The sequence below is a fragment of the Flavobacterium hankyongi genome (assembly GCF_036840915.1).
Classification (GTDB): domain Bacteria; phylum Bacteroidota; class Bacteroidia; order Flavobacteriales; family Flavobacteriaceae; genus Flavobacterium; species Flavobacterium hankyongi.
Window position 1 is genome coordinate 1,712,460 of sequence record NZ_CP085725.1, and the last position, 23,956, is coordinate 1,736,415.

Consider the following 23,956-nt stretch of genomic DNA (forward strand, 5'->3'; position numbering starts at 1 on the left):
GAATTTCGCATAATAATGAGTCAAAAAACCAGAATCGCAATAAACGGATTTGGAAGAATTGGAAGAAACTTATTCCGTTTACTTTTAAATCATCCAACAATTGAGGTAATAGCCATCAATGATATTGCAGATAACAAAACAATGGCTCATTTACTAAAATATGATAGCATTCACGGTATACTTCCAAACACTGTTAGCTTTGATGAAAATTCCATATTAGTTGATGGTAATAGTTACTCTTTTTTTCATGAAAGAGAAATCTCAAAACTAAATTGGAAAGAATTATCTATTGATTTCGTCATAGAAGCAACAGGAAAATTTTTAAAATATAATTTAGCCGAAGAACACTTAAAATCAGGCGCTAAAAAAGTGATTTTATCAGCTCCACCCCAAGATGATTTAATAAAAACAGTCGTTTTAGGTGTTAATGAACATATATTAAATGGAGACGAACTCATTGTTTCAAATGCTAGTTGCACCACAAATAATGCTGCTCCAATGATAAAAGTGATTCAAGAACTTTGCGGAATTGAACAAGCATACATTACAACTGTTCACTCCTACACTACCGATCAAAGTCTTCATGATCAACCTCATAAAGATTTACGAAGAGCCAGAGGAGCTGCACAATCAATTGTTCCAACAACTACTGGAGCAGCAAAAGCTTTAAATAAAATTTTTCCTGAATTAAACAATAAAATGGGTGGTTGCGGAATTAGAGTTCCTGTTCCAGACGGCTCTCTTACCGATATCACTTTTAATGTTACTAGAGAAGTTTCTATCGAAGAAATTAATTCTGCTTTTAAAAAAGCATCCGAAACTAATTTAAAAGGAATTTTAGCATATACAGAAGACCCTATTGTTTCTGTAGACATTTTAGGAAACAGAAATTCATGTTTATTCGATTCCCAGCTCACTTCAGTTATTGATAAAATGGTAAAAGTTGTGGGTTGGTATGATAACGAAATAGGATATTCTTCCCGAATTATCGACTTAATCTCGCTTATTGATAAAAAATAGCTATATTTAGAGAGTTTTTGAAACCTCAAATGATTTGAAACGGCTATTTGTTTTTTTCTTTTTATTCTTCGCTTTTTTGGGATTTACACAGGAAACAACTGTGAGATCAACAAAAATAGACAGCTCTTTTTTTTATATTTCAGAAGCCAATTTATATAAGAAAAGTAGAATATTTGACAAAGCACTAGAATATGCTAATAAAGCAATTGTATATTCTGAAAAACAAAACGACAACTTCTCGTTAGCAAATGGATATCAATCACTTGGAATTATTTATTATGATTTCAGAAAATATGATTTAGCAATTGAAAAACTACTTCGTTCTGTTGCAATATATAGCTCTTTAGAACCTACCTCAGAATTAGCACTTTCATATTATAATTTAGGATTATGCTTTATGAATACAGGAAACTATTCAAGAGCTGAATCCTATTTTGATAAGTCAACTTCAATTTATCAAACTCTAGATTTATCCAATGCAAAAAACATGGTTCAACTACAAAAAGCACTTTTATATCTTGAAAAAAAGGAAGTAAAAATAGCTGAAAGAACCTTTGAAGAATTAACCCGATTACCTAAAGATAAGAAAATTTTTGAAATGCAATCTGAAGCATTTTATCAGTTAGGTAATTTAAAAGCCAAGCAAGGCATAAATAATTTAGCTATAAACTACCTAACAAGAGGTTATCAAATAAGCATTTCTGATGAAAATCTTGAGCAACAAATTAAATTTTGCAAACTTTTAAGTGAATTATATGAAAAAATGGGAGATTCCCAGAAATCACTAATTTACTTAAAATCATATACTAAACTTAAAGATTCTTTACAATCTATATCAAAAAGTAACGAGCAAAATATTGTTTCTGAAAGGGCAAAAGTGAATGACATCATGAAATCGATGGAGAAGCTCGATAAAGAAAATAAAGAACAAGAAAAAGAAGGTAAATTTTCTAAGCTAATTAACATTTTGAGTATTGCCTTGATTACAATTCTTTCGTTATTAAGTTTGTCTTTGTATAAAAACAATATCATTAGAAACAAGTCAAACGAATTACTTCGTGACAAAAATAATGAGTTAGAAATCGCAAAAGAAAGAATGGAAAAGGCTTCTAAAGCTAGAGCAGAATTCCTTTCAACGGTAAGTCATGAGCTAAGAACTCCGCTTAATGCTATCAATGGAATTTCACATATATTATTAGAAGAAAAACCAAAAGCTAGTCAAATTGAATATTTAAAATCTCTTAAGTTCTCAGGAAATTACCTCCTTACTTATATTAATGAAATTCTTGAAATTAACCGAATTGAGTCAAATAACATTGAAGTAGAAAAAATTAATTTCAACTTTAAAGAATTATTGCACAATATTCAAAACTCGTTAAAAGAACAAGCTAGTCAAAACAACAACGATTTTAAACTTGAAATAGGAAGTGAAGTTCCTGATAATTTGATAGGTGATCCTACAAAATTATCGCAAATTTTCATCAACCTAATTAACAATGCTTTAAAATTTACTAGCAATGGAACTATAACTGTAAAATCATCTGTCATTCATAAAAGCGAGGAAGATTGTAGTTTAAAATTTGAAGTAAAAGATACTGGAATAGGAATTCCTAAAGAGAAACAAGAAAGTATTTTTGAAAGTTTCTCTCAAGGTTCTGTAGAAATCAACAGAAAATATGGAGGAACTGGGCTAGGACTAACAATTGTAAGAAGGCTAGTTTCGTTAATGGGAGGGAAAATTTCGGTAGAAAGTGAAATCAACAAAGGTTCAACTTTTTCATTTACTCTTGACTTCAAAATAGGTGAAGAAACTGAACCTGTAAATATCAATTTTATTTCAGACGAAACTGTATTCATCAATAAAAAAATTCTTTTGGTAGAAGACAACAAGATTAATCAAATGATTACCAAAAAGATACTCGAGAAAAAACGCATGATATGTGAATTGTGTGAAACTGGGGAAGATGCAATAGTAAAACTTAAGGAAAACAAGTACGATTTGGTACTTATGGATGTTCACTTACCAGGAATAAATGGAACTATCGCTACAGAAGAAATAAGAAAATTTGACAAACAAACCCCTATTATAGCTTTAACAGCAATATCACTTGATGAGAATAGAGATATGCTAATGTCTTTTGGAATGAATGATGTGATTACTAAACCATTTAATCCCGATAACCTTTACAAGGTTATCGAGACAAATTTATTGATTGAGACTAATATTGTGTAATTAGTTCTTTTATGAGTTTACGAACATGAGGTTCGGCTTCTTTGGCTGCTTCTAAAACTTCTTCATGAGTAATTGAATCAATACTTTCTGCATCACCCATATCTGTAATTACTGAAATACCAAAAGTCTCTAATTCCATGTGTCGTGCCACAATAACTTCAGGAACAGTACTCATTCCCACACAATCACATCCTAATGTTTTAACCATTCTGTATTCTGCTAGAGTTTCAAAAGTTGGTCCTTGCAAACCTAGATAAACACCGTCGTGAACTGTGATTCCAAAATTAGTTGCAATTTCTTTTGCCTTCATCATCATTTTTCTACTATATGGCTCACTCATATTTACAAAACGAGGACCAAAACGAGAATCATTCTTTCCACGTAACGGATGCTCAGGCATCATATTTACATGATCTTTAATAATTACAACTGATCCTACTTTATAGTTAGAATTTACACCTCCCGATGCATTTGAAACAATTAATTTTTCAACACCAAGATATTTCATTACTCTTACAGGAAAAGTAACTTCTTTCATTGTATACCCTTCATAATAGTGGAAACGGCCTTGCATTGCAACCACTTTTTTACCATTAATTGTTCCAAAAACTAAAGCTCCTTTATGCCCTTCTACTGTCGATACTGGAAAATTTGGAATTTCATTATAAGGTAAAATAAACTCAACCTCCATGTCATCGGTAAAACCTCCTAAACCTGAGCCTAAAATAACACCATACTCTGGAGAGAAACTTGTTCTATTTTGAATATAATCAACTGTTTCTTGTACTTGCTCCCACATACTCTAAAATCTTTTTATTAAATTCATCACTACTAGTTACAAACGAAGATTTAATAGGTAAATAATATAATTGATCAACTGGCAATTTACCTTTCAACCTTACAAAATCCTTTTCAGTTGTAACAATTTTTCTTTCATTTGCTGTGTCAAGAATCGTTTTAATATCGTTTTCCGAAAAATTATGATGATCCGGAAACACCATCGTTGATTTTTTAACAGCCTGCAAATATGCGAAAAAAGGTTCAGGTTTTGCAATGCCCGAAACAACTAATTTATCAACAACTTGAAAATCGGTTACACTTATTTTTTCATTTTCAGAATAAACACAATCATCATAATCGATATAACTAAATAAAATTGGTATATCAACTTTTAAATAATCTTCTATCTTTTTTCTAATTTCATTCATCTTTTCAGAAACAATATTCCCAGGACATTTCGTTACAACAATCATATTTGCTCTATTCACTCCAGATCTAACTTCTCGTAAATTTCCTGTTGGAAGCATAAAATCATCACAAAATAAATCATCATAAGCGGTAAGCATAATATAAAATCCTGCTTTTACTTTTCTATGCTGAAATGCATCATCAAGCAAAATCACTTCTGGTTTATTAGATTCAGAAAGTAACTGTTCAATTCCGTTGACACGATTTGCATCGACAGCTACTTGAATTTGAGGGAATTTTTGAAAAAATTGATATGGTTCGTCTCCTAAAATTTCACTGGTGACTTTAGCATCAGCTAAAACAAAACCTTCAGATTTACGTTTATAACCACGGCTTAAAGTTGCTATTTTATACTTATCTGAAAGTAATCTAATCAGATATTCTATTTGTGGTGTTTTACCTGTACCTCCAACACTTAAATTACCAACAGCAATTACCGGGATAGAAAAAGAACGTGATTTTAAAAACCCAACATCAAACAAAAAGTTTCTAGCACTGGTAATCCAACCATAAAGTATTGCGAATGGGAAAAGTAATTTTCGTAGTAAATTCATAGTACGAATGTAGCTATTTTTTATTTTTATGTTGGCTTGTTTATTCGTTAATTTGTTTATTCTAATCATTTCAAAATGAAAATTAAAGAAATACTTTCTGTCTTAGAAGAAATGGCTCCTTTAGCCTATGCCGAAGATTTTGACAATGTAGGTTTACTTGTTGGAGACAATGAGAATGAAGCAACCAGAGTATTGGTTTGTCATGATGCACTAGAAACCGTAATAGATGAAGCCATAGAAAAAAAATGTAATTTGGTCGTATGCTTCCATCCTATTCTGTTTTCAGGTATCAAAAAAATTACAGGTAAAAATTATGTTGAACGCGCCATTTTAAAAGCAATCAAAAATGACATTGCTATTTATGCTGTACATACAGCTTTAGACAATCACCAAAACGGAGTAAACAAAATCTTTTGTGATGCTTTAGGATTGCAGAACACTAAAATTTTAGTTCCTAAGCAGAATTTTATTCAGAAGTTAATTACCTATACCATACCTGATAATGCTGAAGAAGTTCGAAACGCATTGTTCGAAGCTGGAGCAGGAAGAATTGGAAATTACGAAGATTGTAGTTTCAATTCTAAAGGCATTGGGACATACATGGGCAATGAAAATAGTAATCCAGAAATAGGAGAACGTTTTGAATTTGTTGAAGGAGAAGAGATTAAAATTGAAGTTACTTTTGAAAAACATCTACAAAACAAAGTTTTAAAAGCATTACTTAACAGTCATGTTTATGAAGAAGTAGCTTATGAAATTTATGATTTGCAAAATGTTCATCAAAATATTGGATTAGGAATGATTGGTGAATTGGCTTCTGAAATGAATGAATTTGATTTTCTTAAAATGGTGAAAGAAAAAATGGAATGTGGAGGTGTTCGTCATACAGATTTTCTAAATAAACCAATAAAAAAAGTAGCTGTTTTAGGAGGTTCGGGAAGTTTTGCCATTAAAAATGCAATTCAGGCTGGAGCTGATGCTTATTTAACTGCCGATTTAAAATATCATAACTTTTATGAAGCGGAAAACAGAATTTTACTGGCTGATATTGGGCATTTTGAAAGCGAACGTTACATAAAAAATTATATAGTTGATTATCTTACGAAAAAAATTCCTAATTTTGCATTCGTTTTATCACAAATAAATACAAACCCAGTTAAGTACTTATAAACTATGGCAGCAAAAGAATTGAACGTTGAAGAGAAGTTAAGAGCGTTGTATGATTTACAATTAATAGATTCAAGAATCGACGAAATTAGAAACGTAAGAGGAGAATTACCTCTTGAAGTGGAAGATTTAGAAGATGAAGTTGCAGGGTTAAGCACTCGTTTAGATAAATTCAAAGCTGATTTAGAAAGCATTGAAGACCAAATCAAAGCTAAAAAAGTTAGCATTGAGGAACACAAAGAAGCTATCAAAAAATACACTTCTCAACAAAAAGAGGTTCGTAACAACCGTGAATTCAACTCATTATCAAAAGAAATTGAGTTTCAAGAATTAGAAATTCAATTAGCAGAGAAGCACATCCGTGAGATGAAAGCTTCAATTGAACACAAAAAAGAAGTGATTGATCAATCTAAAGAAAAGTTAGAAGCAAAATCAAATCATCTAAAACATAAAAAATCAGAGTTAGACGCTATTATGTCTGAAACTGAAAAAGAAGAGAAATTCTTATCTGAAAAATCAGCAGAATATCAAGCACAGATCGAGGAGCGCTTATTAAACGCTTACAACCGTATCCGCGGAAGTGTTAGAAACGGTTTAGCAATTGTTTCTATTGAACGTGGTGCTTCGGCTGGTTCTTTCTTTACAATTCCACCACAAACGCAAATGGAAATCGCCTCTCGTAAAAAAATAATTACTGACGAGCATAGTGGAAGAATTCTTGTAGACAATGCATTAGCTCAAGAAGAAAAAGAAAAAATGGAGCAATTGTTTGCCAAAATATAATTAACTTAAAGCCTCTTAACTGAGGCTTTTTTTATGGAGAAAATTATCTATTTTTTATTCACCAAATCGTTGGGTCTATACATAAACCTAATAAGTTTTTTGCATCCAAAAAAAGCAAACGAACTAACATATGAATACTTTAGCCATCCAAGAGAAGGCAAATTAGATAGAGAAAGACTCCCTCAATTTTTACACGAGACTCTTACAGAAAATATTCAAATAGGAAATCATAGATTTCCAGTTTATATTTGGCAAGGTAACGAGACAAAAATCTTATTAATACATGGTTGGGAAAGCAATGCTTCCAGATGGGAAAGCTTTTTACCACATTTAAAGAAATCAGGTTGCACAATAATTGCAATAGACGCTCCAGCTCACGGGCTAGCCACTGGAAAAGAATTTAGCATTCCTAAATATGCAGAATTTATTCATAAAACGGTAGAAAAATACAATCCTCTATATTTAATTGGACATTCTATAGGAGGTAAAACTTGTTTGTATTACAAATATCTTTACCCTAATGACAATATAGAAAAAATGGTCATTTTAGGAGCTCCTAGTGACTTTAAAATTCTTATCAAAAATTATGTGAATATTTTAAGTTTAAACTCTAGACTAGCTTCAAACCTTGAAAAAAATTACATGGAAAGATATAAGAAAAAACTTGAAGATTTTTCGAGTCGAAAATTTGTTACAAATCTAAAAATCAAAGGTCTAATTATTCATGATGTAGATGACAAAGTAGTTTCTATAAATGAAGGAAAAAAAATAGCCGAAGCATGGAAAGACGCTAAATTTATCGAAACCAAAGGCTTAGGACATAGTATGCACGACGATGTTTTGTATCAAAACATCTACACATTCTTATTTGAATGATTAATTTATTCCTTAATAAATTTCTTCGTAGTCTCTTTACTACCAGATTTTACTTTTAAAAAGTAAACCCCTTTTTCTAATGATGAAACGTCTAAGTCTGTAGATTGTCCATCAAAACTTTTAACACTTATCTTTTGTCCTAAAACTGAATAAATTTCTACACTTTTCTTATTAAAATCTTCAAATAAATTAAGAGTAACTTTGTCTCTTGCAGGATTTGGATATACTGAAAAAAGAATCTGATTATTTTCTGCAACACCTAATGTAGCATTAATTGATTCAATTGCTGCTTGCATATTTGGAATTGGACCAATGTGACCTCCAGTTCCTTGAGCAATTCCGGTATCAATTAAAAGTTGACGCATTTCACTTGGTGTCATATAATTTCCGCTTTGTGCATAATAATATGATTGCAAAGCTACTACACAAGCTGTAACAATAGGCGTGGCAGAACTTGTTCCAGAAAAGTTAGTATAATTTTGATTGAAATCCCCTCCTATTTGACTATAATTTCCATACCCAGTCGTTCTAACATTACTTCCCCATGCTTGCACATCAACTCTTGAACCATAAGTACTAAATCCCATTTTGTTATGAGCTGTACTCGGTGTTCCAGCACCAACAATTATGGCACCAGAATTTCCTCTTGACATATATGAAACATAAAAGGCACTATCTAAATCTTCTCCAACAGAATTATTACCGTTTCCTGCTGCTGCTACAATAACAATTCCTGAATCAGTAGCTGCCTTAGTAAGTGTCCAAATCAACGAATTATACTCAGCTGGAACATAATTTCCCCCGTTACCTCCTGTTTGCATTTCATAAATTATCACATCTCCTGCAGTAGAATTTTCAATTGCTTTAGTAACAGCATTAGCTCTATCATATCCAGTTTGTTGCCATTCTGGAAACAACATCAGTTCTTGAGCTCCATACACCATTCCTGAAACACCATAACCTCCTTTATCTGCATATAAAACTCCAAAAACAGCTGTACCATGCTCTGTATAAGAAGTTGAAGCACTCGAAGAAATTGTCATTCCTGGAGCTACAGAGACACTTTTGCCCGCTAAATCTTCATGATTTATATTAAAACCGTACTCTACATCTCTAATACGAATTCCAGCACCATTTAAACCCAATCCCCAAGCATAAGACATATTAACTCCTGGATTAGCACCAATATAATTTTGAGCAGGTTCATAATCAGGAGTTACAGGTGGTAAATCTGAAGGAGGTATGAAAGGAGGAATAATAGGTCTTAAAGAAATAAGGGAACAAAATTCAACTTCTTTAAAAGATTCCAACAGACTCGCTAAATAAAATAATCTTTCATTAGTTGGATTATCAATTTTTACCTTAGCAATATTTTTAAGCTTTTTTACATTTATATCTGATTTAGAAATCATAATTGCTTCTTGAGCCATTTGATTTATTTTTTCATCAGACAATAAAACACCTTTTTCTAACTGAACATTAAATTGATCAAAAATAGATTCCAACTCAGGAATACTACTTATAGCGTTAGATGAAGATATCACCCCATTAAAATCAACAGAAGCACTAAATACTACATACAAATCATGTGCATCCGAATCAGGGGTTAAATAAAACTCCCCTTTTTTAACCTGTGCAAAAACAGATACTTTTATTACAAATAAAAGTAGGAAGAAAATCTTTCTCATTTCAGCTTTTCTTTCAAAGGTATAAAAAAATGCAATTCAAAAACAGATTATGAGTTTGGATAAATAAGTTTTACTTTTGCAGTATGGAAGAAAATAAAACACGAATCAATAAATTCCTATCTGAAACTGGTTACTGTTCTCGTCGTGAAGCAGACAAACTACTTGAAGAAGGACGTATCACTATTAACGGGAAAGTACCTGAATTAGGTACAAAGGTGTCTATTGAAGATGAAATTCGTGTTGATGGCAAATTAATTCGTGAAAAAACTACAAAACCAATTTATCTAGCATTTAATAAACCTGTAGGCATTGAGTGTACCACCAATCAAAGTGTTAGAAACAACATTGTTGATTACATAAATTACCCAAAGCGTATATTTCCAATTGGTCGTTTAGACAAAGCCAGTGAAGGATTAATTTTCATGACTGATGATGGTGACATTGTAAACAAGATACTTAGAGCCAGAAACAATCACGAAAAAGAATATATTGTTACTGTAAATAAACCTATAACGGATCGTTTTGTACAACGAATGGGAAACGGAATCCCAATCTTAGATACTGTTACCAAAAAATGTAAAGTCGAACAAATAAGTAAATTTGTATTTAGAATTATTCTTACACAAGGACTTAACAGGCAAATTCGTCGTATGTGTGAGTATCTTGATTACGAAGTTACTTCACTTAAAAGAACACGAATTATCAATATTTCATTAGATGTTCCTGTAGGACGCTACAGAGATTTAACAGATGCTGAGATTAAGGAATTAAACACATTAATTGCCCCATCCAGTAAAACTGAAGAGGCAAGCCTTCCTAAAGCTCAAAATAGTATCCCAAAACCTTCTTTTAGAAGAAATAACAAAAAAAGTTAAACTTTCTTTTCAAGATTAATACCAGCTTTTGTCAATTCAGTCATACAACTTTCCAAAACTTGTGAATTCATTTTTGAGAAGTCTTCATTAGTTGCCCAAGGTTTAACAGCCAAACGTACACCAGTTTCTGTAAGAGCAACCACATCAACTGATGGTTTAGGATCTTGAAGTACTTTTTCGTTACTATTTAAAATCTGAAAAATAATATCTTTTACTTTCTTTAAATCATCATTGTATGAAACTAAAAACTGTATATCTGCTCTACGCTTACCTTGTAAAGAGTGATTTATTATATTTCCATTAGACAATGATCCGTTTGGAATAAAAATAGTCTGGTTATTTGATGCTATAAGTTTTGTTACAAATATTTGGATTTCAGAAACCACACCAGTAACTCCCTGCGCTTCAATAGAATCTCCTACTTCAAATGGTTTAAACAAAACGATTAGAATTCCTCCCGCGAAGTTTGACAATGATCCTTGTAATGACAAACCAATTGCTAAACCAGCAGCTCCTATGATTGCTACAAATGAAGCAGTTTCTATTCCTAATCTTGATATGAATGTGATAAAAAGCAAAAAACGTAAAATCCAGACTAAAATATCAATCAAAAATTTTGATAACGTTATGTCTATTTCGCTGTTTTGTACTTTAGAAAGAATCAGTTTTTTTACAAAATTAATGGTATGATGACCTATAAAAAGAATTAAAAATGCTGCTAGAACTTTAGGAGAATAATTAATAATTCCTACAATAGCTTCATCAATATAGCTAGCAATAACTGTTTTATCTAAATTCATATTTACTTAATTATTTTTTCCATAACATAATCGTCCATAACATATCCCTGACCAATATCTATAATCTCATCAGCGATTTTTACAAAACCTTGTTTTTTGTAAAAATTTATGGCATTATTGTATTTGTTAACGTTTAAAAACAAATATTTATTTTCTGCGTTTTTAGTTCTTTTTTCAACTTCATTCAGTAAAAACTTCCCAATACCTTTCCCTTGCGTGTTGGGCATGACATAAATTTTATGAAGTTTGGTCTTACCTTTCTCTTTGCAATCTGTTTCATAAGCTGCAAAACCTAAATATTGCCCATCATTCTCAACAAATAAAAAAACATGTCCGTTTTCAAATTGATTTTCGAGTGACTCAATTGAATAAAAATTACTGAGCATATATTCTAATTGCTCTTTAGACAAAATTTGGCCGTAAGTATGAGGCCAAATTTTATATGCTAACTCTTGAACAGTTTTTAATTGTTGTTTAGTAGATTGTATTATTTGCATCTTTTTTGCTCTCTTGCTAATAAAGTATTTTTTAGTAACATTGCAATGGTCATTGGCCCTACTCCTCCAGGAACTGGTGTGATATAAGACGCTTTTTTAGATACATTTTCAAAATCAACGTCACCTGTAATGACATATCCTTTTTCTGAAGTTTCATCTTGTACACGAGTAATTCCTACATCGATAATAACTGCATCATCTTTTATCATTTCGGCCTTAAGATAGTTGGGAACTCCAAGTGCAGTAATAATAATATCAGCTTGTGATGTTATTTGGTTGATGTTTTTAGTATGACTGTGCGTTAATGTTACAGTTGAATTCCCAGGAAATCCTTTTCTTCCCATCAAAATACTCATTGGCCTACCTACAATATGACTACGACCAATAACCACTGTATGCTTTCCTTTTGTTTCTACATTATATCTTTCTAACAATTCAAGAATTCCAAATGGAGTTGCTGGAATAAAAGTACTCATATCCAAGGCCATTTTGCCAAAGTTTTCAGGATGGAAACCATCTACATCTTTACTTGGATCAATAGCCATTAAAACTTCCTGTGTATCTATTTGATCAGGTAATGGAAGCTGAACAATAAACCCATCGATGTTATCATCTTGGTTAAGTTCCTGAATTTTTTTAAGCAATTCGGTTTCAGAAGTTGTACTAGGCATTTTTATTAAAGTAGATTCGAAACCTACTCTTTCACACGCTTTTACTTTACTCCCTACATAGGTCAAACTAGCACCATCATTTCCAACAATAATTGCTGCTAAATGTGGTACTTTTTCGCCGTTGTTTTTCATTTCCTGAACCTGAGCAGCGATTTCATTTTTAATGTCTTCCGAAACTTTTTTACCGTCTAAAATTTGCATTGTTGTTGTGTTGTTTATGTTTAGTTGTAATTTTATAAATTAAAAAGGCGCGAAAACTCGCGCCTAAATTTTATCTCATCCCAGGCATACCCTTCATACCCCCCATCATCTTCATTAAGTTCTTTCCTCCAGGACCTTGCATCATTTTCATCATTTTGCTCATTTGGTCAAATTGTTTCATCAATTGATTCACTTCTTCCACTTTTCTTCCTGAACCCTTTGCTATACGTGCTTTACGTTTCACATCGATAATAGATGGTTTACTTCTTTCAGCTGGAGTCATCGAATGAATAATAGCTTCAATGTGCTTGAAGGCATCATCTGGAACATCGATATCCTTTAACGCTTTACCAGCACCAGGAATCATTCCAACTAAATCCTTCATGTTACCCATTTTTTTAACTTGTTGAATTTGTGTCAAGAAATCATCAAAACCAAACTCATTTTTAGCAATCTTCTTTTGTAATTTACGTGCTTCCTCTTCATCATATTGCGCTTGTGCACGCTCTACTAACGACACAACGTCTCCCATTCCTAGAATACGGTCTGCCATACGATCTGGATAGAATACATCGATAGCATCCATTTTTTCTCCAGTACCTATAAACTTGATTGGTTTATTTACAACCGATTTAATAGAAATAGCAGCTCCACCACGAGTATCACCGTCTAGTTTCGTTAAAATAACCCCATCGAAGTTCAATCTGTCGTTGAAAGCTTTTGCAGTATTAACAGCATCCTGACCAGTCATTGAATCAACCACAAATAATGTTTCATTTGGCGTAATTGCTTTATGAACATTAGCAATTTCGGTCATCATTTCCTCGTCGACTGCTAAACGTCCAGCAGTATCGACAATTACAACATTAAATCCATTTGCTTTTGCATGCTTGATTGCATTTTGAGCAATATCTACCGCATTTTTATTTTCTGGTTCTGAATATACTTCAACTCCAATTTGATCTCCTACAACATGCAACTGATTAATTGCCGCTGGACGGTAGATATCACAAGCAACCAATAAAGGCTTTTTGTTCTTTTTATCTTTTAAGAAGTTTGCTAATTTACCTGAGAAAGTCGTTTTACCAGAACCTTGTAAACCTGACATCAAAATAACTGTCGGATTACCTGAAAGATTGATACCTGTGGCATCACCTCCCATTAATTCTGTTAATTCGTCTTTTACGATTTTAATTAAAAGTTGTCCGGGTTGTAACGTGGTTAATACGTCCTGCCCCATTGCTTTTTCTTTTACACGAGTGGTAAAATCTTTAGCAATCTTAAAGTTAACATCGGCATCCAATAATGCACGACGAACTTCTTTTAAAGTATCGGCAACGTTTACCTCAGTAATTTTACCGTGACCTTTTAGTATATGAAACGCTTTATCTAATTTCTCTGATAAATTATTGAACATAATTCTTCTTTTTTTGAAGTTGCAAAGATAAAAGAAAGTTGCAAGGTAGCAAAGTGCCAAAGCAACAAAGTTTTAGTTTAATTCGTTAGAGATCTCGCCATTTTGCCTAGACAGGTTGAGCCAAATACTATGTACAGGTGAAAGCCTGACATTTTGTAGCTTTCAAAGTAAAAAAGTTACAAAATGAAACCCCAAAACAATTATAAAATATTTATAGCCTTTTTATTTTCGTCGATAGCCACAAAGGTAAATTCACCAGTAACAGCTTTATCTTTTTGACTACTATACATCTCTTCCACAAAAATATCTACTCTTACTTTTAAACTGGTTGTTCCTAAATAAGTTACTTTTCCTACCAGTTCGATAATAGTTCCGTACGGAATTGGTTTTTTAAAATCGATTCTATCACTACTCACCGTAACCATTTTTTGACGACTGTATCTTGTAGCTGTAATAAAAGCAACCTCATCCATAAATTGCATAGCTGTACCTCCAAATAAGGTGTCGTAATGGTTTGTTGTGTTAGGAAAAACGGCTTTGAAAACTCTGGTAATAGATTCGTTAATTCTTTCTTCTTGTCTTTGCATATGAAATAGTTTTAAAAATTCATTTTGACGACAAGAGAAAACAATAGCTATATTTCCATTTGTGAAAAATGGAAATATACTTTCGCTCAAGCACTTATCGTGATGCCCAAACAAAATCAATTCTATGTATCTGACTTATCTTTTTTAAAAAGAAACACAGTTGCACGACAGTTCAAGAATTTAACTTGATTCCATATTGAAAGCTTGGCTTTCTGAATTTGATTTTTACGATGTGAGTTGGACAAAGATACAATAAACAAATGCTTTAAATAAAAAAAGAAACCCAATAAGGGTTCTTTAATTTATTTATTACAGCAATATTATTTTAAAATTACATATTGAACTGTTGAATATCCTCTAATACCTGCATCATTTGTCATTGAAAGAAATTTAATTTTATAATAATTCCCATCAGGGTCTTTGATTACATAAAAACGATCTGTTTTAACACTTGGTAAAGATGATGGTCCTCCTCCATTTCTCCAGTTTGAACCAATAATTCTTTGATCTGTTGCAGAAGCTGTAAAATTAGCTTCTACAATGTTCGCTTTTGTAAAAGCATCATATGTGAATTCTGATGTTAAAACTTGATAAACTTTTGTACCACCTTTCATATTTGAAACTACAAAGTCAGAATATCCGTAGGTTACTTCTGTACCAAAATTTACATAGTTAGTAAAAGTAGTAAAGTTCAAGTCCCATTTTGTTTTTTGAGGTTCAACTACGACTGTACTTCCTGATGCTAAACTAAAAAATGTAAAATTAAAGTTTGTGTCTTTTGAGACAGTCTTCTCTTGATAAGTAGCTGAATTCAAATCAGCATACTGAATTCTATATCCGTTCCCGTTTCTTAGAAACCTTACTTTTTTCCAACCTCTAGCACCACCATCAATACTAACAGAACCATTACTTGGAGTAGCAGTAGAAACGGCAAATCCTAAATTAACCAAATATACTTTGTTATCTGAGTCTGTTGCAGAAACTTCAGCGATTGCAGTTCCAATTCCTGCTCCAGCACCAGCTAAAACACCAGTTGGATTGTCACAATACCCATTACTTGAAGGGTTTGTCCCAGCACCTACAGCAACACTTGAATCATCAGTTTGTGGTAACGTTATATCTGAAGTTGTCATTTGTTTTACAGCCATTTTAACAGCTCCGTTAATTACAATTCTAAATTCAGAACCTGTAGAAAATCCAAAATCCCAAGAAGCTCTATTGACAGCAGTTAAAGCATCTGCACTTAAATCTAAAAATACTTGATTAGGTTGATTCGCTCCACCAATTTCTAGTTGTTTTATAGCACCATTAGATACTGGTGCTACAACATCTGATGTAGCTTCATCATCATTTGAACATGATGTCAAAGTTAGTAAGGCAAAACCTAAAGTTAGAATTGAATTTTGAAATGATTTCTTCATAATATATATGTATTAAAAATTAAGGTTATACGTGATTTTTAAAAAATAAGAACGTCCATAAGCCAGCATGATTTGTGAAGCTGCAGAATGACCTGCTCCTTCGTTTGTTTTAGTTTGATTGACGTTCGTAACATTCAGTAAGTTTCTCGCTCCAATTGTAGTTTCCAATTTATTTTTGAAAAATGTTTTTCGAATAGAAAAATCTAACCAATGACTTGAATCGATAGTTGAGATTATATATTCAGATGTTCCTTCAACAAATTGTTGCGTTTTTCCGTTGAATTTGTAATAAATTGAAAAAGTTGTTGTTAATTTTGGAAGCGTATAAGAAACACTACTATTTAAATTAAAAGCATACAAGTATTTTTCATTTGATGTAAAAATTTGATTTTCTAATTTTTGAGAAACACCAATAACAGAACTACCTAAGTTAAAACTCCAATTTTCTTTTTTTAATTGATTTGTAGTAGATACGTTCCACATTCTATATTTACTAACATTAATGTATTCGTATTCTGGATTTCCTGTATCGGGATTAAATCGCACTAATGCCATGTCAATTCTGTCCTTTATATTTAAGAAACTTCCTGAAAAAGTGTTAGAAATTTGTAACTCTGAAGATAAAATGGATGTTTTTTTTAAACTCATTTCATACGAAGTACTTGTTTCTGGAATTAAATTTTCGTTTCCAGCGAAAAAGTGTCCATCAAAAATTTGTTTTGAATATAATTCTTGAAAAGTTGGTGTCCTAAAAGAAGTTCCGTACGAACCACGAAACTCAGTTTCTTTATTAAATAAATATCTTACCCCTAACGATGAAGCTTGTTGATTTTTAAATTTAGATTGAGCAGAAACGCGTATTCCTGGTCTAATTGAAAATTTTTCAGTTGCTTTGATTTCAGATGAAATAAAGAAATCATAGTTTTCCAATACCTTGTGAATAGCAACAATACTATTATTTGCCTCTTGAATTAACGAAAAACCTTTGTTATTTACGAATTCATACCCTAACTGCAAATCGACCTTTTGGTTTTGAAAAAAATTGCTCAATGTTCCCGTAGAATACAAAACTTCCATCGATTGATCTTTTGTAGTAAGGTTATTTCTTTCTGTTTTAGTTTGTAAATAGTAGCTAAAATCTTCAATATTTCGTTCTTGTTTTTGATGAGAAAGAGAAATATTATAGTTCAATTTGGAGAATAATTTCCCTGCCGAATTCAAATTATGAAAATATCTATTTGTCAAATAACGCTTATCGTTTGAATATCTATATGAGCCTAATTGCGTATTATATCCCGATTGAACCGTGCTGTTATAGTAATCAACAGTTTCGTCTAAATATTCAAACTTGTAGAAAATATTGAAGTTGTTTTTTTTATATGAAATTAAAGCATTTCCGTTAAGTTGTTCTTTTGGAAGCCATCTATAACCTCTATTTTGATCATTTTCAGAATAGTTTTTCCCTTTTTTTGTATCTAAAAAACCACGAAAATCATTTCTGGTTGCCCCCAAACTTATAAACCAATTATCATTGACTGTATGTGCTATTTTTAAAGTTTGAATGTGTCTTCCTTTTTCAAAAAACGAAAATTCTTTCTTTACGGTTTCTTCTTGTGCTATTAAAGAAATATTCCATTTGTATTGTGAAGATTTTTTAGTTACTATGTTCAAAATTCCACTTACTGCGTTAGCTCCATGTGTTACCCCCATCGAACCTTCAACAATTTCAATTTGTTCTATATCGTTCAAATTAATCTGAGATAAATCTATATTATTTCCTAAACCTGTTTCATTGACTAATGGCACACCATCCATCAAAATCTTAAAATATTGTGCATCCAATCCAAATAATGAAACGGTAGAACGACCAGTAGTGCCACTTGGTCTAACGGAGATATTTAAATACTGACTCAACACATCAGATAAATTATTAGCTGCTAAGTTTTGTATGTCTTTGGCTGAAATCAATCGAACATTAAACACTGACTTTTTAATTGACTGTGGTGAGAATTGTCCAGTAACAACAACTTCCTGTATTTTTTTTATTGCAATAGAATCATTAGCTTTTTCCTGCGAAAATCCCAAGTAAATAGACAATAAAGAAAAAATGATAGTAATTTTTAATCTCATTATTTAGATTTATTCTTAATAATTTTTTACAAATATATATTTTATTTTTATTCAGTCTAAATAAATTTATTATTTTTGTCACATAAAATTTCAAATCAAATTTTTCCATCATGAAAAAAATACTATTAACATCATTTCTCTTAACAACTGTATTATCTGGGATTGCTCAAGACAAAAAAAAAGAAGACATTAAAGCCATAAAATCGATGTGTGGCTGTTATGAAGTAGAATTCAATTTTGCAGAAACTTTCAACTATTCAAAAGACACTTTACATTACAAACCTTCTAAAAACAAAATAGATTACGGATTGGAATGGGTGGAATTGGTTGAAGACGAGCCAAACAAAATAGTTATGCAACACCTTTTAATTGTTGGGAAAACAGATGATGCAATTGTAAAACATTGGAGACAAGATTGGTTATATGAAAACACAGATTTATACCAATTTGACAAAGATCAAACCTGGAAGTACAAAAAAATATCTATAAACGATGCTAAAGGACAATGGACACAAAAAGTGTATCAAGTAGATGATAGTCCTCGCTACGAAGGAACAGCAACTTGGGTTCATGTTGACGGAAGACATTTTTGGGAAAATACTACAGATGCTCCACTACCAAGACGTGAACATACCATAAGAAATGACTACAATGTATTGAATAGAACCAATTTTCATGAAATCACAAAATACGGTTGGATTCATGATCAAGACAATAAAAAAATTATACGAAGTGAAAAAGATGTTTTGCTTGCACAAGAAAAAGGACATGATGTTTATACTAAAGTACCTGATTCAAGATGTGTCCTTGCACAAAATTACTGGAAGAAAAATGCAGGATTATGGAAAAATGTAAGAAATAAATGGGCTGTTATTTTTAACAGAAAAAAAGATCTTTCACTAAACAAAACGGTTGACAAACAACCATTATTCATGAAACTTTTCAACTTAAAACCAGAAGCTACAAAAGAAGAAATCAACAACATTATCGATTCATACGTTGTACAATAAAAAAGAAAAAGGTTGGCATTAGCCAACCTTTTTCTTTTTACATTCTTTCAGGAACTCGGATTCCTAGCAAACTAAATGCTAAGCCTATTGTTTCCCCAACTTGTTTTGCCAGTTGTACTCTGAATATCTTTTTATCTAGATTTTCTTCCCCAAGAATTGAAACGTTTTGATAAAAAGAATTGAATTCTTTAACTAAATCGTAAGTGTAATTAGCAATTAATGCCGGACTATGATTGTGTGCAGCACTTTGAATCATTTCTGGAAACAAAGCTACTTGTTTGATTAATTCTTTTTCTTTTTCATGCATCTCGACTACGTTCGATGTAACATTGTAATCAAAATCGGCTTTTCTTAAAATGGATTGAATACGTGCATAAGTATACTGAATGAAAGGACCTGTATTTCCAGCAAAATCAACAGATTCTTCTGGATTAAACATCATTCCTTTTTTAGGATCCACTTTAAGCATGTAATATTTTAAAGCTCCAAGTCCAATTGTTCTATATAAATTAGCTTTTTCTTCTTCAGAATAACCATCTAATTTTCCTAACTCTTCAGAAATTTCTTTGGCAGTTACTACCATTTCCTCAATCAAATCATCAGCATCAACTACAGTTCCCTCACGAGACTTCATTTTACCAGAAGGCAATTCCACCATTCCATATGATAAATGGAATAAATCTTCAGCCCAATCAAATCCTAATTTCTTAAGAATTAAGAATAACACTTTAAAATGGTAATCCTGTTCATTTCCTACGGTATACACCATTCCGCCAACATCTGGATTGTCTTTTACACGTTGAATAGCTGTTCCAATATCCTGTGTCATATACACCGCAGTACCATCTGAACGCAATACAATTTTACGATCTAAACCATCTTCAGTTAAGTCAATCCATACTGAACCATCAGGATCTTTTTCAAAAATACCTTTCTCTAAACCAAATTGAACGACTTCTTTCCCTAATAAATAGGTATTACTCTCGTAATAGTAAGAATCAAATTCTACTCCTAAATCTTTATAAGTAACTTCAAAACCATCGTACACCCATTGGTTCATTTTTTTCCAAAGAGCAACTACTTCAGGCTTACCTGCCTCCCAATCTAAAAGCATTTGTTGAACTTCAGCTCCTATTTTACTATGTTTATTAAAAAAATGGTTTTTATAAATAGTCTTAATTGCTTTTTTATAAATCTGTTGATGAACCTGAATCTTTACAACTTCATTTGACAAATCATAACCCTCTTTCAAATATTTATCAATCTCTTCTTTAAAGAATTCAACTACTTCTTTCGATGAAATTAAGTTTTTCAATTCTTCAAAACTTTCATTACCAAGAGAACTATCTATCCATTTATCAAATTCATCTTGAAACTCTTCTTCAAATCTCACATAATATTTACCAACGAGTTTATCTCCTTTTAAACCTGAAGTCTCTGGAGTTTCTTCGTTTCCAAATTTCTGCCAAGCCAACATTGACTTACAAATATGAATACCACGATCGTTGATAATTTGAGTTTTATACACTTTTTTACCTGAAGCTTTTATAATAGCTGCTACAGAATATCCTAAAAGGATGTTTCTAACATGACCTAAATGCAATGGCTTATTAGTATTTGGCGAAGCGAACTCTACCATAATAGCTTTCGCATCTTCTTTTGGAGTTACAAAACCAAAATTTTCGGTAGTTCGAACTGCATTGAAAAAGTTTACATAGTAAGCATCTGAAATTACAATATTCAAAAACCCTTGAACAACATTGAATTTTTCTACTTCTGCAACATTTTCTACTAAATAGTTACCAATCTTAGTTCCTATTTCTACAGGACTCCCTTTTACTAATTTTAATAATGGAAAAACAACCACTGTTATATCACCTTCAAATTCCCTACGTGTAGCCTGAAATTCAACTTTATCAAGTGAAACAGAAAACAAAGCCTGTACAGCTTCCTGAATTTTTGGCGTGAGAATTTGTTGTAGTGTCATAATTACTATTTTTTAAGGGTGCAAAGATACATTTTATATAAATAAAATTAAAATAGATAAATTTTCTTGTAAAAGTTGTAACGAAATCATTTCTGAATCGTCTATTTAATCAGTAAAGTAAAAGTTTATTTAAAATAAATAGTACTTTGTATTGCACAGTATTATTTTTTACCTTAGCTTTGCATCATCATCATCAATCAAAATAATAATCAAAATGAAATTAAAAGCAATTTTAATTTGCTTACTGGTATGGTATACCGGTACGCAAGCACAAACATCTGTACCACCATCAATCCCAACGATACTAGGAACAATCAATGGTAAAGTAATTGACAAAAAAAATAACGAGCCTCTTCCTTATGCTTCGGTTACTATAAAAGAAGACGGTAAAGTTATTTCGGGCGCTATGACAAAAGACAATGGAAGTTTTTCTGTTGCTAACCTTCCAATCAAAACCTTACATGTCGAAGTAGTATTTATGGGCTATCAGAAATATGAAACTGATGTAACCCTTACTAGTGAAGACAACTCTATTAACCTAAAAAATATCGCCTTAGAAGACGAAGCAAAACAACTTAATGAAGTAAGTGTCGTTAGAGAAAAGTCTTCGGTTGAACAAAAAATTGATCGTAAAGTAATCACTGTTGGTAAAGATTTACTTTCGGCTGGTTCTACTGCGGCAGAGTTAATGAATAACATTCCTTCGGTAAGTGTAGATCAACAAAACAACACAGTATCATTACGCGGTAATGAGAACGTAAGAATATTTATTGATGGAAAACCATCAAATCTTTCTGCTGCTCAAGCTTTACAACAAATTCCTTCAACTTCAATCAAACAAATTGAATTGATTACAAATCCTTCAGCGAAATACAACCCTGAAGGAATGAGCGGAATCATCAACATTGTATTACACAAAAATGCAAATCTTGGCTTTAACGGAAACATAAATACCGGTGTTGTATTTGGTAAAACACCAAAATTCAATGGGTCAATCGACATGAATTATAGAGTAAATAAATTCAATTTTTACACAACCTACTCAATGAATCATGGAAAAAATGCCAACAAAGGACTTATACACTGGAATGAATATGATTCTTCAAGTGATTATGATATGACTTTTGACATTAATAATTTCAATAAAAATCATTTCACCAAACTAGGAACTGACTTTTATATTAATGATAAAAACACATTGTCCTTTTATACAATTCAATCGTTTGGCAATCCTACAGCAATTTTCAAAAACGGGGTTGATTATCTTGACGCTACACCTGACGCATTACAAATTCAGAATACAAAAGGAAATGAGAAAAACCAAACCTATAATTTAGCTTACAAACATCAGTTCGAAAAACCTGAAAAAACATTAGATGTTGAATTAAATTACAATCTAACTGAAGAGCCAGAAAACAGTGTCTTTTTTAATGAAAATAATGTTTTAACAAAAACAAACATTATAAACAAAGACGGTAAAAATTTAATCGCAAATATTGATTATACAAGCCCAATAAGTGAAACAGCTAAAGTAGAATTAGGTGTAGAGAGTCGTTTTGATGGAACAAACAACAAATTTAATATAGACGGTAATTATAACTCTGACTTTGATTTTAACAGAAGCATCCAATCTGCTTATGGAAATTACAGCAAACAAGCTGGTAAATGGAGTTACCAATTAGGTTTGCGTTTTGAAAGTTATGATGTTAATGGAACTTTCAAAAAAGTTGGTCAAGATGATAAATCTTTCAAAGATTATATTTTTACAGCGTATCCATCAGCTTTCTTTACTTATACTCCATCTGAAAAAAATTCTTTCAACTTTAATTATTCAAGAAGAGTTGACAGACCAAACATGGAACAAGTAAATGAAATTAGACAATGGACAGGCCTGACAGTCGAACAAATTGGAAACTCAGGCTTAAAACCACAGTTCACAAACTCAGTAGAAGCAAATTATACTAGAAAAGTAAAAATTGGATCAATCACATCTGGAGCATTCTTTAGATACATTAAAGATGATATTTCGCAAGTATTAACAAGCAATCCATACGATTCAAATAAGCAATTAATGACATTCACGAACTTTGACCATAATACAGAATATGGTATAGAAGTTTCAGGAAATTTAGATTTTAACAAATGGTGGAATTTGAACTTTGGGGTAGATAGTTATTTTAAAAACAACAGAGGAATCATTGAAAATAGATATGGCGATTTAGTAGATAAGCAAATCAATGCTACTTTATTCAACTCTAGAATGAACCATACGTTTAAACTTACTAAAGATTTACGACTAATATGGTTTACTATGTACAGAGCTGGTGAAAAAAGTTTACAATTTTCAAACAAAGAAATGTGGAAAATGGATCTAGGAACTCGTTTAAATCTACTTCAAGGTAAAGCAACTTTAAGCATACGTTATAACGATTTATTTGACACAATGCGTTCAAGATTTAATAGCAGTGAGCCTGCAGATCTTTCAGGTGAGTTCCGTTGGGAAAATCAAACTGTAAACGTCAATTTTAGTTACCGTTTTGGAAGTGGTAAAAACAAAGCTTTAGAACGTAAACAAAGAGATAAAGGTGATGCCCAAGGAGGCGGAATGTTTTAAAAATAGTTTTTGGTGTGTATTGGGGTTTACACGTGAGACGCTTCAAAGTTTACTTTGGAGCGTTTCTTTTTGCTGTTAAACATTTCTTAAAATTGTAACATTGCTAGTAAGCTCGTGTCTATTAGATAGTATTTTTGCACAAAAATCATCAATCAAGTATTTACAAACAAACATTAC

The 23,956-nt window shown here is 31.7% G+C and carries 19 protein-coding genes and 1 pseudogene; 8 read left to right on the forward strand and 12 right to left on the reverse strand.

Annotated features, from left to right (window positions below; translation table 11 throughout):
- The first annotated feature begins 15 nt into the window (after positions 1-15).
- A complete protein-coding gene (gene gap, locus LJY17_RS08030; protein WP_264543323.1) occupies positions 16-1,020 on the forward strand; it encodes a type I glyceraldehyde-3-phosphate dehydrogenase in 1,005 nt (334 codons plus the stop codon).
- A 100-nt stretch (positions 1,021-1,120) separates the two neighbouring features.
- A complete protein-coding gene (locus LJY17_RS08035; protein WP_264543324.1) occupies positions 1,121-3,253 on the forward strand; it encodes an ATP-binding protein in 2,133 nt (710 codons plus the stop codon).
- On the opposite strand, the gene LJY17_RS08040 is transcribed toward LJY17_RS08035, so the two are convergent.
- Both LJY17_RS08040 and lpxK read right to left on the reverse strand, forming a co-directional pair.
- Positions 3,240-4,052 (reverse strand): purine-nucleoside phosphorylase, encoded by an 813-nt coding sequence (locus LJY17_RS08040; protein WP_264543325.1) that lies wholly within the window; start codon positions 4,050-4,052, stop codon positions 3,240-3,242. The two genes, LJY17_RS08035 and LJY17_RS08040, sit on opposite strands and share 14 nt — an antisense overlap.
- Complete coding sequence (gene lpxK, locus LJY17_RS08045) at positions 4,024-5,055, reverse strand: tetraacyldisaccharide 4'-kinase (RefSeq protein WP_264543326.1); 1,032 nt, start codon at positions 5,053-5,055, stop codon at positions 4,024-4,026. The genes LJY17_RS08040 and lpxK overlap by 29 nt, the downstream gene beginning before the upstream one ends.
- A 75-nt stretch (positions 5,056-5,130) precedes the next feature.
- On the opposite strand from lpxK, the gene LJY17_RS08050 reads away from it, so the two are divergent.
- The 3 genes from LJY17_RS08050 to LJY17_RS08060 are packed head-to-tail and all read left to right on the forward strand — an operon-like array spanning position 5,131 to position 7,881.
- Positions 5,131-6,225, forward strand: coding sequence for a Nif3-like dinuclear metal center hexameric protein (locus tag LJY17_RS08050; protein ID WP_264543327.1), 1,095 nt, complete (start codon positions 5,131-5,133; stop codon positions 6,223-6,225).
- Positions 6,226-6,228: 3 nt separating this feature from the next.
- Positions 6,229-7,005 (forward strand): zinc ribbon domain-containing protein, encoded by a 777-nt coding sequence (locus LJY17_RS08055; protein ID WP_264543328.1) that lies wholly within the window; start codon positions 6,229-6,231, stop codon positions 7,003-7,005.
- Positions 7,006-7,038: 33 nt separating this feature from the next.
- Complete coding sequence (locus tag LJY17_RS08060; protein WP_264543329.1) at positions 7,039-7,881, forward strand: alpha/beta fold hydrolase; 843 nt, start codon at positions 7,039-7,041, stop codon at positions 7,879-7,881.
- A 5-nt stretch (positions 7,882-7,886) separates the two neighbouring features.
- On the opposite strand, the gene LJY17_RS08065 is transcribed toward LJY17_RS08060, so the two are convergent.
- Positions 7,887-9,569: a S8/S53 family peptidase gene (locus LJY17_RS08065; RefSeq protein ID WP_264543330.1), complete on the reverse strand. Its 1,683-nt coding sequence runs from the start codon at positions 9,567-9,569 to the stop codon at positions 7,887-7,889.
- A gap of 83 nt (positions 9,570-9,652) precedes the next feature.
- Here LJY17_RS08065 and rluF point away from each other — a divergent pair, with 83 nt between their 5' ends.
- Entirely contained in the window at positions 9,653-10,444 is a 792-nt protein-coding gene (gene rluF, locus LJY17_RS08070) for a 23S rRNA pseudouridine(2604) synthase RluF (protein ID WP_264543331.1), read from the forward strand.
- On the opposite strand, the gene LJY17_RS08075 is transcribed toward rluF, so the two are convergent.
- From LJY17_RS08075 to LJY17_RS08105, 7 genes are all read right to left on the reverse strand, one after another.
- Complete coding sequence (locus LJY17_RS08075) at positions 10,441-11,244, reverse strand: mechanosensitive ion channel family protein (protein WP_264543332.1); 804 nt, start codon at positions 11,242-11,244, stop codon at positions 10,441-10,443. The genes rluF and LJY17_RS08075 overlap by 4 nt on opposite strands.
- 2 nt (positions 11,245-11,246) lie before the next feature.
- Positions 11,247-11,741, reverse strand: a complete 495-nt coding sequence (locus LJY17_RS08080; RefSeq protein ID WP_264543333.1) for a GNAT family N-acetyltransferase — start codon at positions 11,739-11,741, stop codon at positions 11,247-11,249.
- Positions 11,732-12,613 (reverse strand): bifunctional 5,10-methylenetetrahydrofolate dehydrogenase/5,10-methenyltetrahydrofolate cyclohydrolase, encoded by an 882-nt coding sequence (locus tag LJY17_RS08085; protein ID WP_264543334.1) that lies wholly within the window; start codon positions 12,611-12,613, stop codon positions 11,732-11,734. Before LJY17_RS08085 ends, LJY17_RS08080 begins: the two co-directional genes overlap by 10 nt.
- Positions 12,614-12,683: 70 nt before the next feature.
- A complete protein-coding gene (gene ffh, locus LJY17_RS08090) occupies positions 12,684-14,030 on the reverse strand; it encodes a signal recognition particle protein (protein ID WP_264543335.1) in 1,347 nt (448 codons plus the stop codon).
- Positions 14,031-14,230: 200 nt separating this feature from the next.
- Positions 14,231-14,617 (reverse strand): acyl-CoA thioesterase, encoded by a 387-nt coding sequence (locus tag LJY17_RS08095; RefSeq protein ID WP_264543336.1) that lies wholly within the window; start codon positions 14,615-14,617, stop codon positions 14,231-14,233.
- Positions 14,618-14,937: 320 nt separating this feature from the next.
- Positions 14,938-16,038: an HmuY family protein gene (locus tag LJY17_RS08100; protein ID WP_264543337.1), complete on the reverse strand. Its 1,101-nt coding sequence runs from the start codon at positions 16,036-16,038 to the stop codon at positions 14,938-14,940.
- Between the two features lie 12 nt (positions 16,039-16,050).
- Complete coding sequence (locus tag LJY17_RS08105; RefSeq protein ID WP_264543338.1) at positions 16,051-18,168, reverse strand: TonB-dependent receptor plug domain-containing protein; 2,118 nt, start codon at positions 18,166-18,168, stop codon at positions 16,051-16,053.
- Positions 18,169-18,278: 110 nt separating this feature from the next.
- Between LJY17_RS08105 and LJY17_RS08110 the strand changes: the two genes are divergently transcribed.
- Entirely contained in the window at positions 18,279-19,178 is a 900-nt protein-coding gene (locus tag LJY17_RS08110) for a DUF6607 family protein (RefSeq protein WP_264543339.1), read from the forward strand.
- Positions 19,179-19,215: 37 nt separating this feature from the next.
- On the opposite strand, the gene argS (LJY17_RS08115) is transcribed toward LJY17_RS08110, so the two are convergent.
- Together argS (LJY17_RS08115) and argS (LJY17_RS15865) are read right to left on the reverse strand one after the other, a co-directional pair.
- Complete coding sequence (gene argS, locus LJY17_RS08115; RefSeq protein ID WP_413614518.1) at positions 19,216-20,430, reverse strand: arginine--tRNA ligase; 1,215 nt, start codon at positions 20,428-20,430, stop codon at positions 19,216-19,218.
- Positions 20,413-21,165 (reverse strand): annotated as a pseudogene (gene argS, locus LJY17_RS15865) (arginine--tRNA ligase); the annotation flags it as partial. The pseudogene argS (LJY17_RS15865) and the gene argS (LJY17_RS08115), both read right to left, overlap by 18 nt.
- 214 nt (positions 21,166-21,379) lie before the next feature.
- Between argS (LJY17_RS15865) and LJY17_RS08125 the strand changes: the two are divergent.
- Positions 21,380-23,779: an outer membrane beta-barrel family protein gene (locus LJY17_RS08125; RefSeq protein ID WP_264543341.1), complete on the forward strand. Its 2,400-nt coding sequence runs from the start codon at positions 21,380-21,382 to the stop codon at positions 23,777-23,779.
- Positions 23,780-23,956: the final 177 nt, after the last annotated feature.

What these genes read in the sequence shown, in the direction of transcription:
- LJY17_RS08055 (WP_264543328.1), top strand. Translation starts at nt 6,229, where the DNA reads ATGGCAGCAAAAGAATTGAACGTTGAAGAGAAGTTAAGAGCGTTGTAT.
- gap (WP_264543323.1), top strand. Translation starts at nt 16, where the DNA reads ATGAGTCAAAAAACCAGAATCGCAATAAACGGATTTGGAAGAATTGGA.
- LJY17_RS08065 (WP_264543330.1), bottom strand. Translation starts at nt 9,569, where the DNA reads ATGAGAAAGATTTTCTTCCTACTTTTATTTGTAATAAAAGTATCTGTT.
- LJY17_RS08085 (WP_264543334.1), bottom strand. Translation starts at nt 12,613, where the DNA reads ATGCAAATTTTAGACGGTAAAAAAGTTTCGGAAGACATTAAAAATGAA.
- LJY17_RS08125 (WP_264543341.1), top strand. Translation starts at nt 21,380, where the DNA reads ATGAAATTAAAAGCAATTTTAATTTGCTTACTGGTATGGTATACCGGT.
- ffh (WP_264543335.1), bottom strand. Translation starts at nt 14,030, where the DNA reads ATGTTCAATAATTTATCAGAGAAATTAGATAAAGCGTTTCATATACTA.
- LJY17_RS08080 (WP_264543333.1), bottom strand. Translation starts at nt 11,741, where the DNA reads ATGCAAATAATACAATCTACTAAACAACAATTAAAAACTGTTCAAGAG.
- LJY17_RS08095 (WP_264543336.1), bottom strand. Translation starts at nt 14,617, where the DNA reads ATGCAAAGACAAGAAGAAAGAATTAACGAATCTATTACCAGAGTTTTC.
- rluF (WP_264543331.1), top strand. Translation starts at nt 9,653, where the DNA reads ATGGAAGAAAATAAAACACGAATCAATAAATTCCTATCTGAAACTGGT.
- lpxK (WP_264543326.1), bottom strand. Translation starts at nt 5,055, where the DNA reads ATGAATTTACTACGAAAATTACTTTTCCCATTCGCAATACTTTATGGT.
- LJY17_RS08050 (WP_264543327.1), top strand. Translation starts at nt 5,131, where the DNA reads ATGAAAATTAAAGAAATACTTTCTGTCTTAGAAGAAATGGCTCCTTTA.
- LJY17_RS08105 (WP_264543338.1), bottom strand. Translation starts at nt 18,168, where the DNA reads ATGAGATTAAAAATTACTATCATTTTTTCTTTATTGTCTATTTACTTG.
- LJY17_RS08100 (WP_264543337.1), bottom strand. Translation starts at nt 16,038, where the DNA reads ATGAAGAAATCATTTCAAAATTCAATTCTAACTTTAGGTTTTGCCTTA.
- LJY17_RS08060 (WP_264543329.1), top strand. Translation starts at nt 7,039, where the DNA reads ATGGAGAAAATTATCTATTTTTTATTCACCAAATCGTTGGGTCTATAC.
- LJY17_RS08075 (WP_264543332.1), bottom strand. Translation starts at nt 11,244, where the DNA reads ATGAATTTAGATAAAACAGTTATTGCTAGCTATATTGATGAAGCTATT.
- LJY17_RS08110 (WP_264543339.1), top strand. Translation starts at nt 18,279, where the DNA reads ATGAAAAAAATACTATTAACATCATTTCTCTTAACAACTGTATTATCT.
- LJY17_RS08040 (WP_264543325.1), bottom strand. Translation starts at nt 4,052, where the DNA reads ATGTGGGAGCAAGTACAAGAAACAGTTGATTATATTCAAAATAGAACA.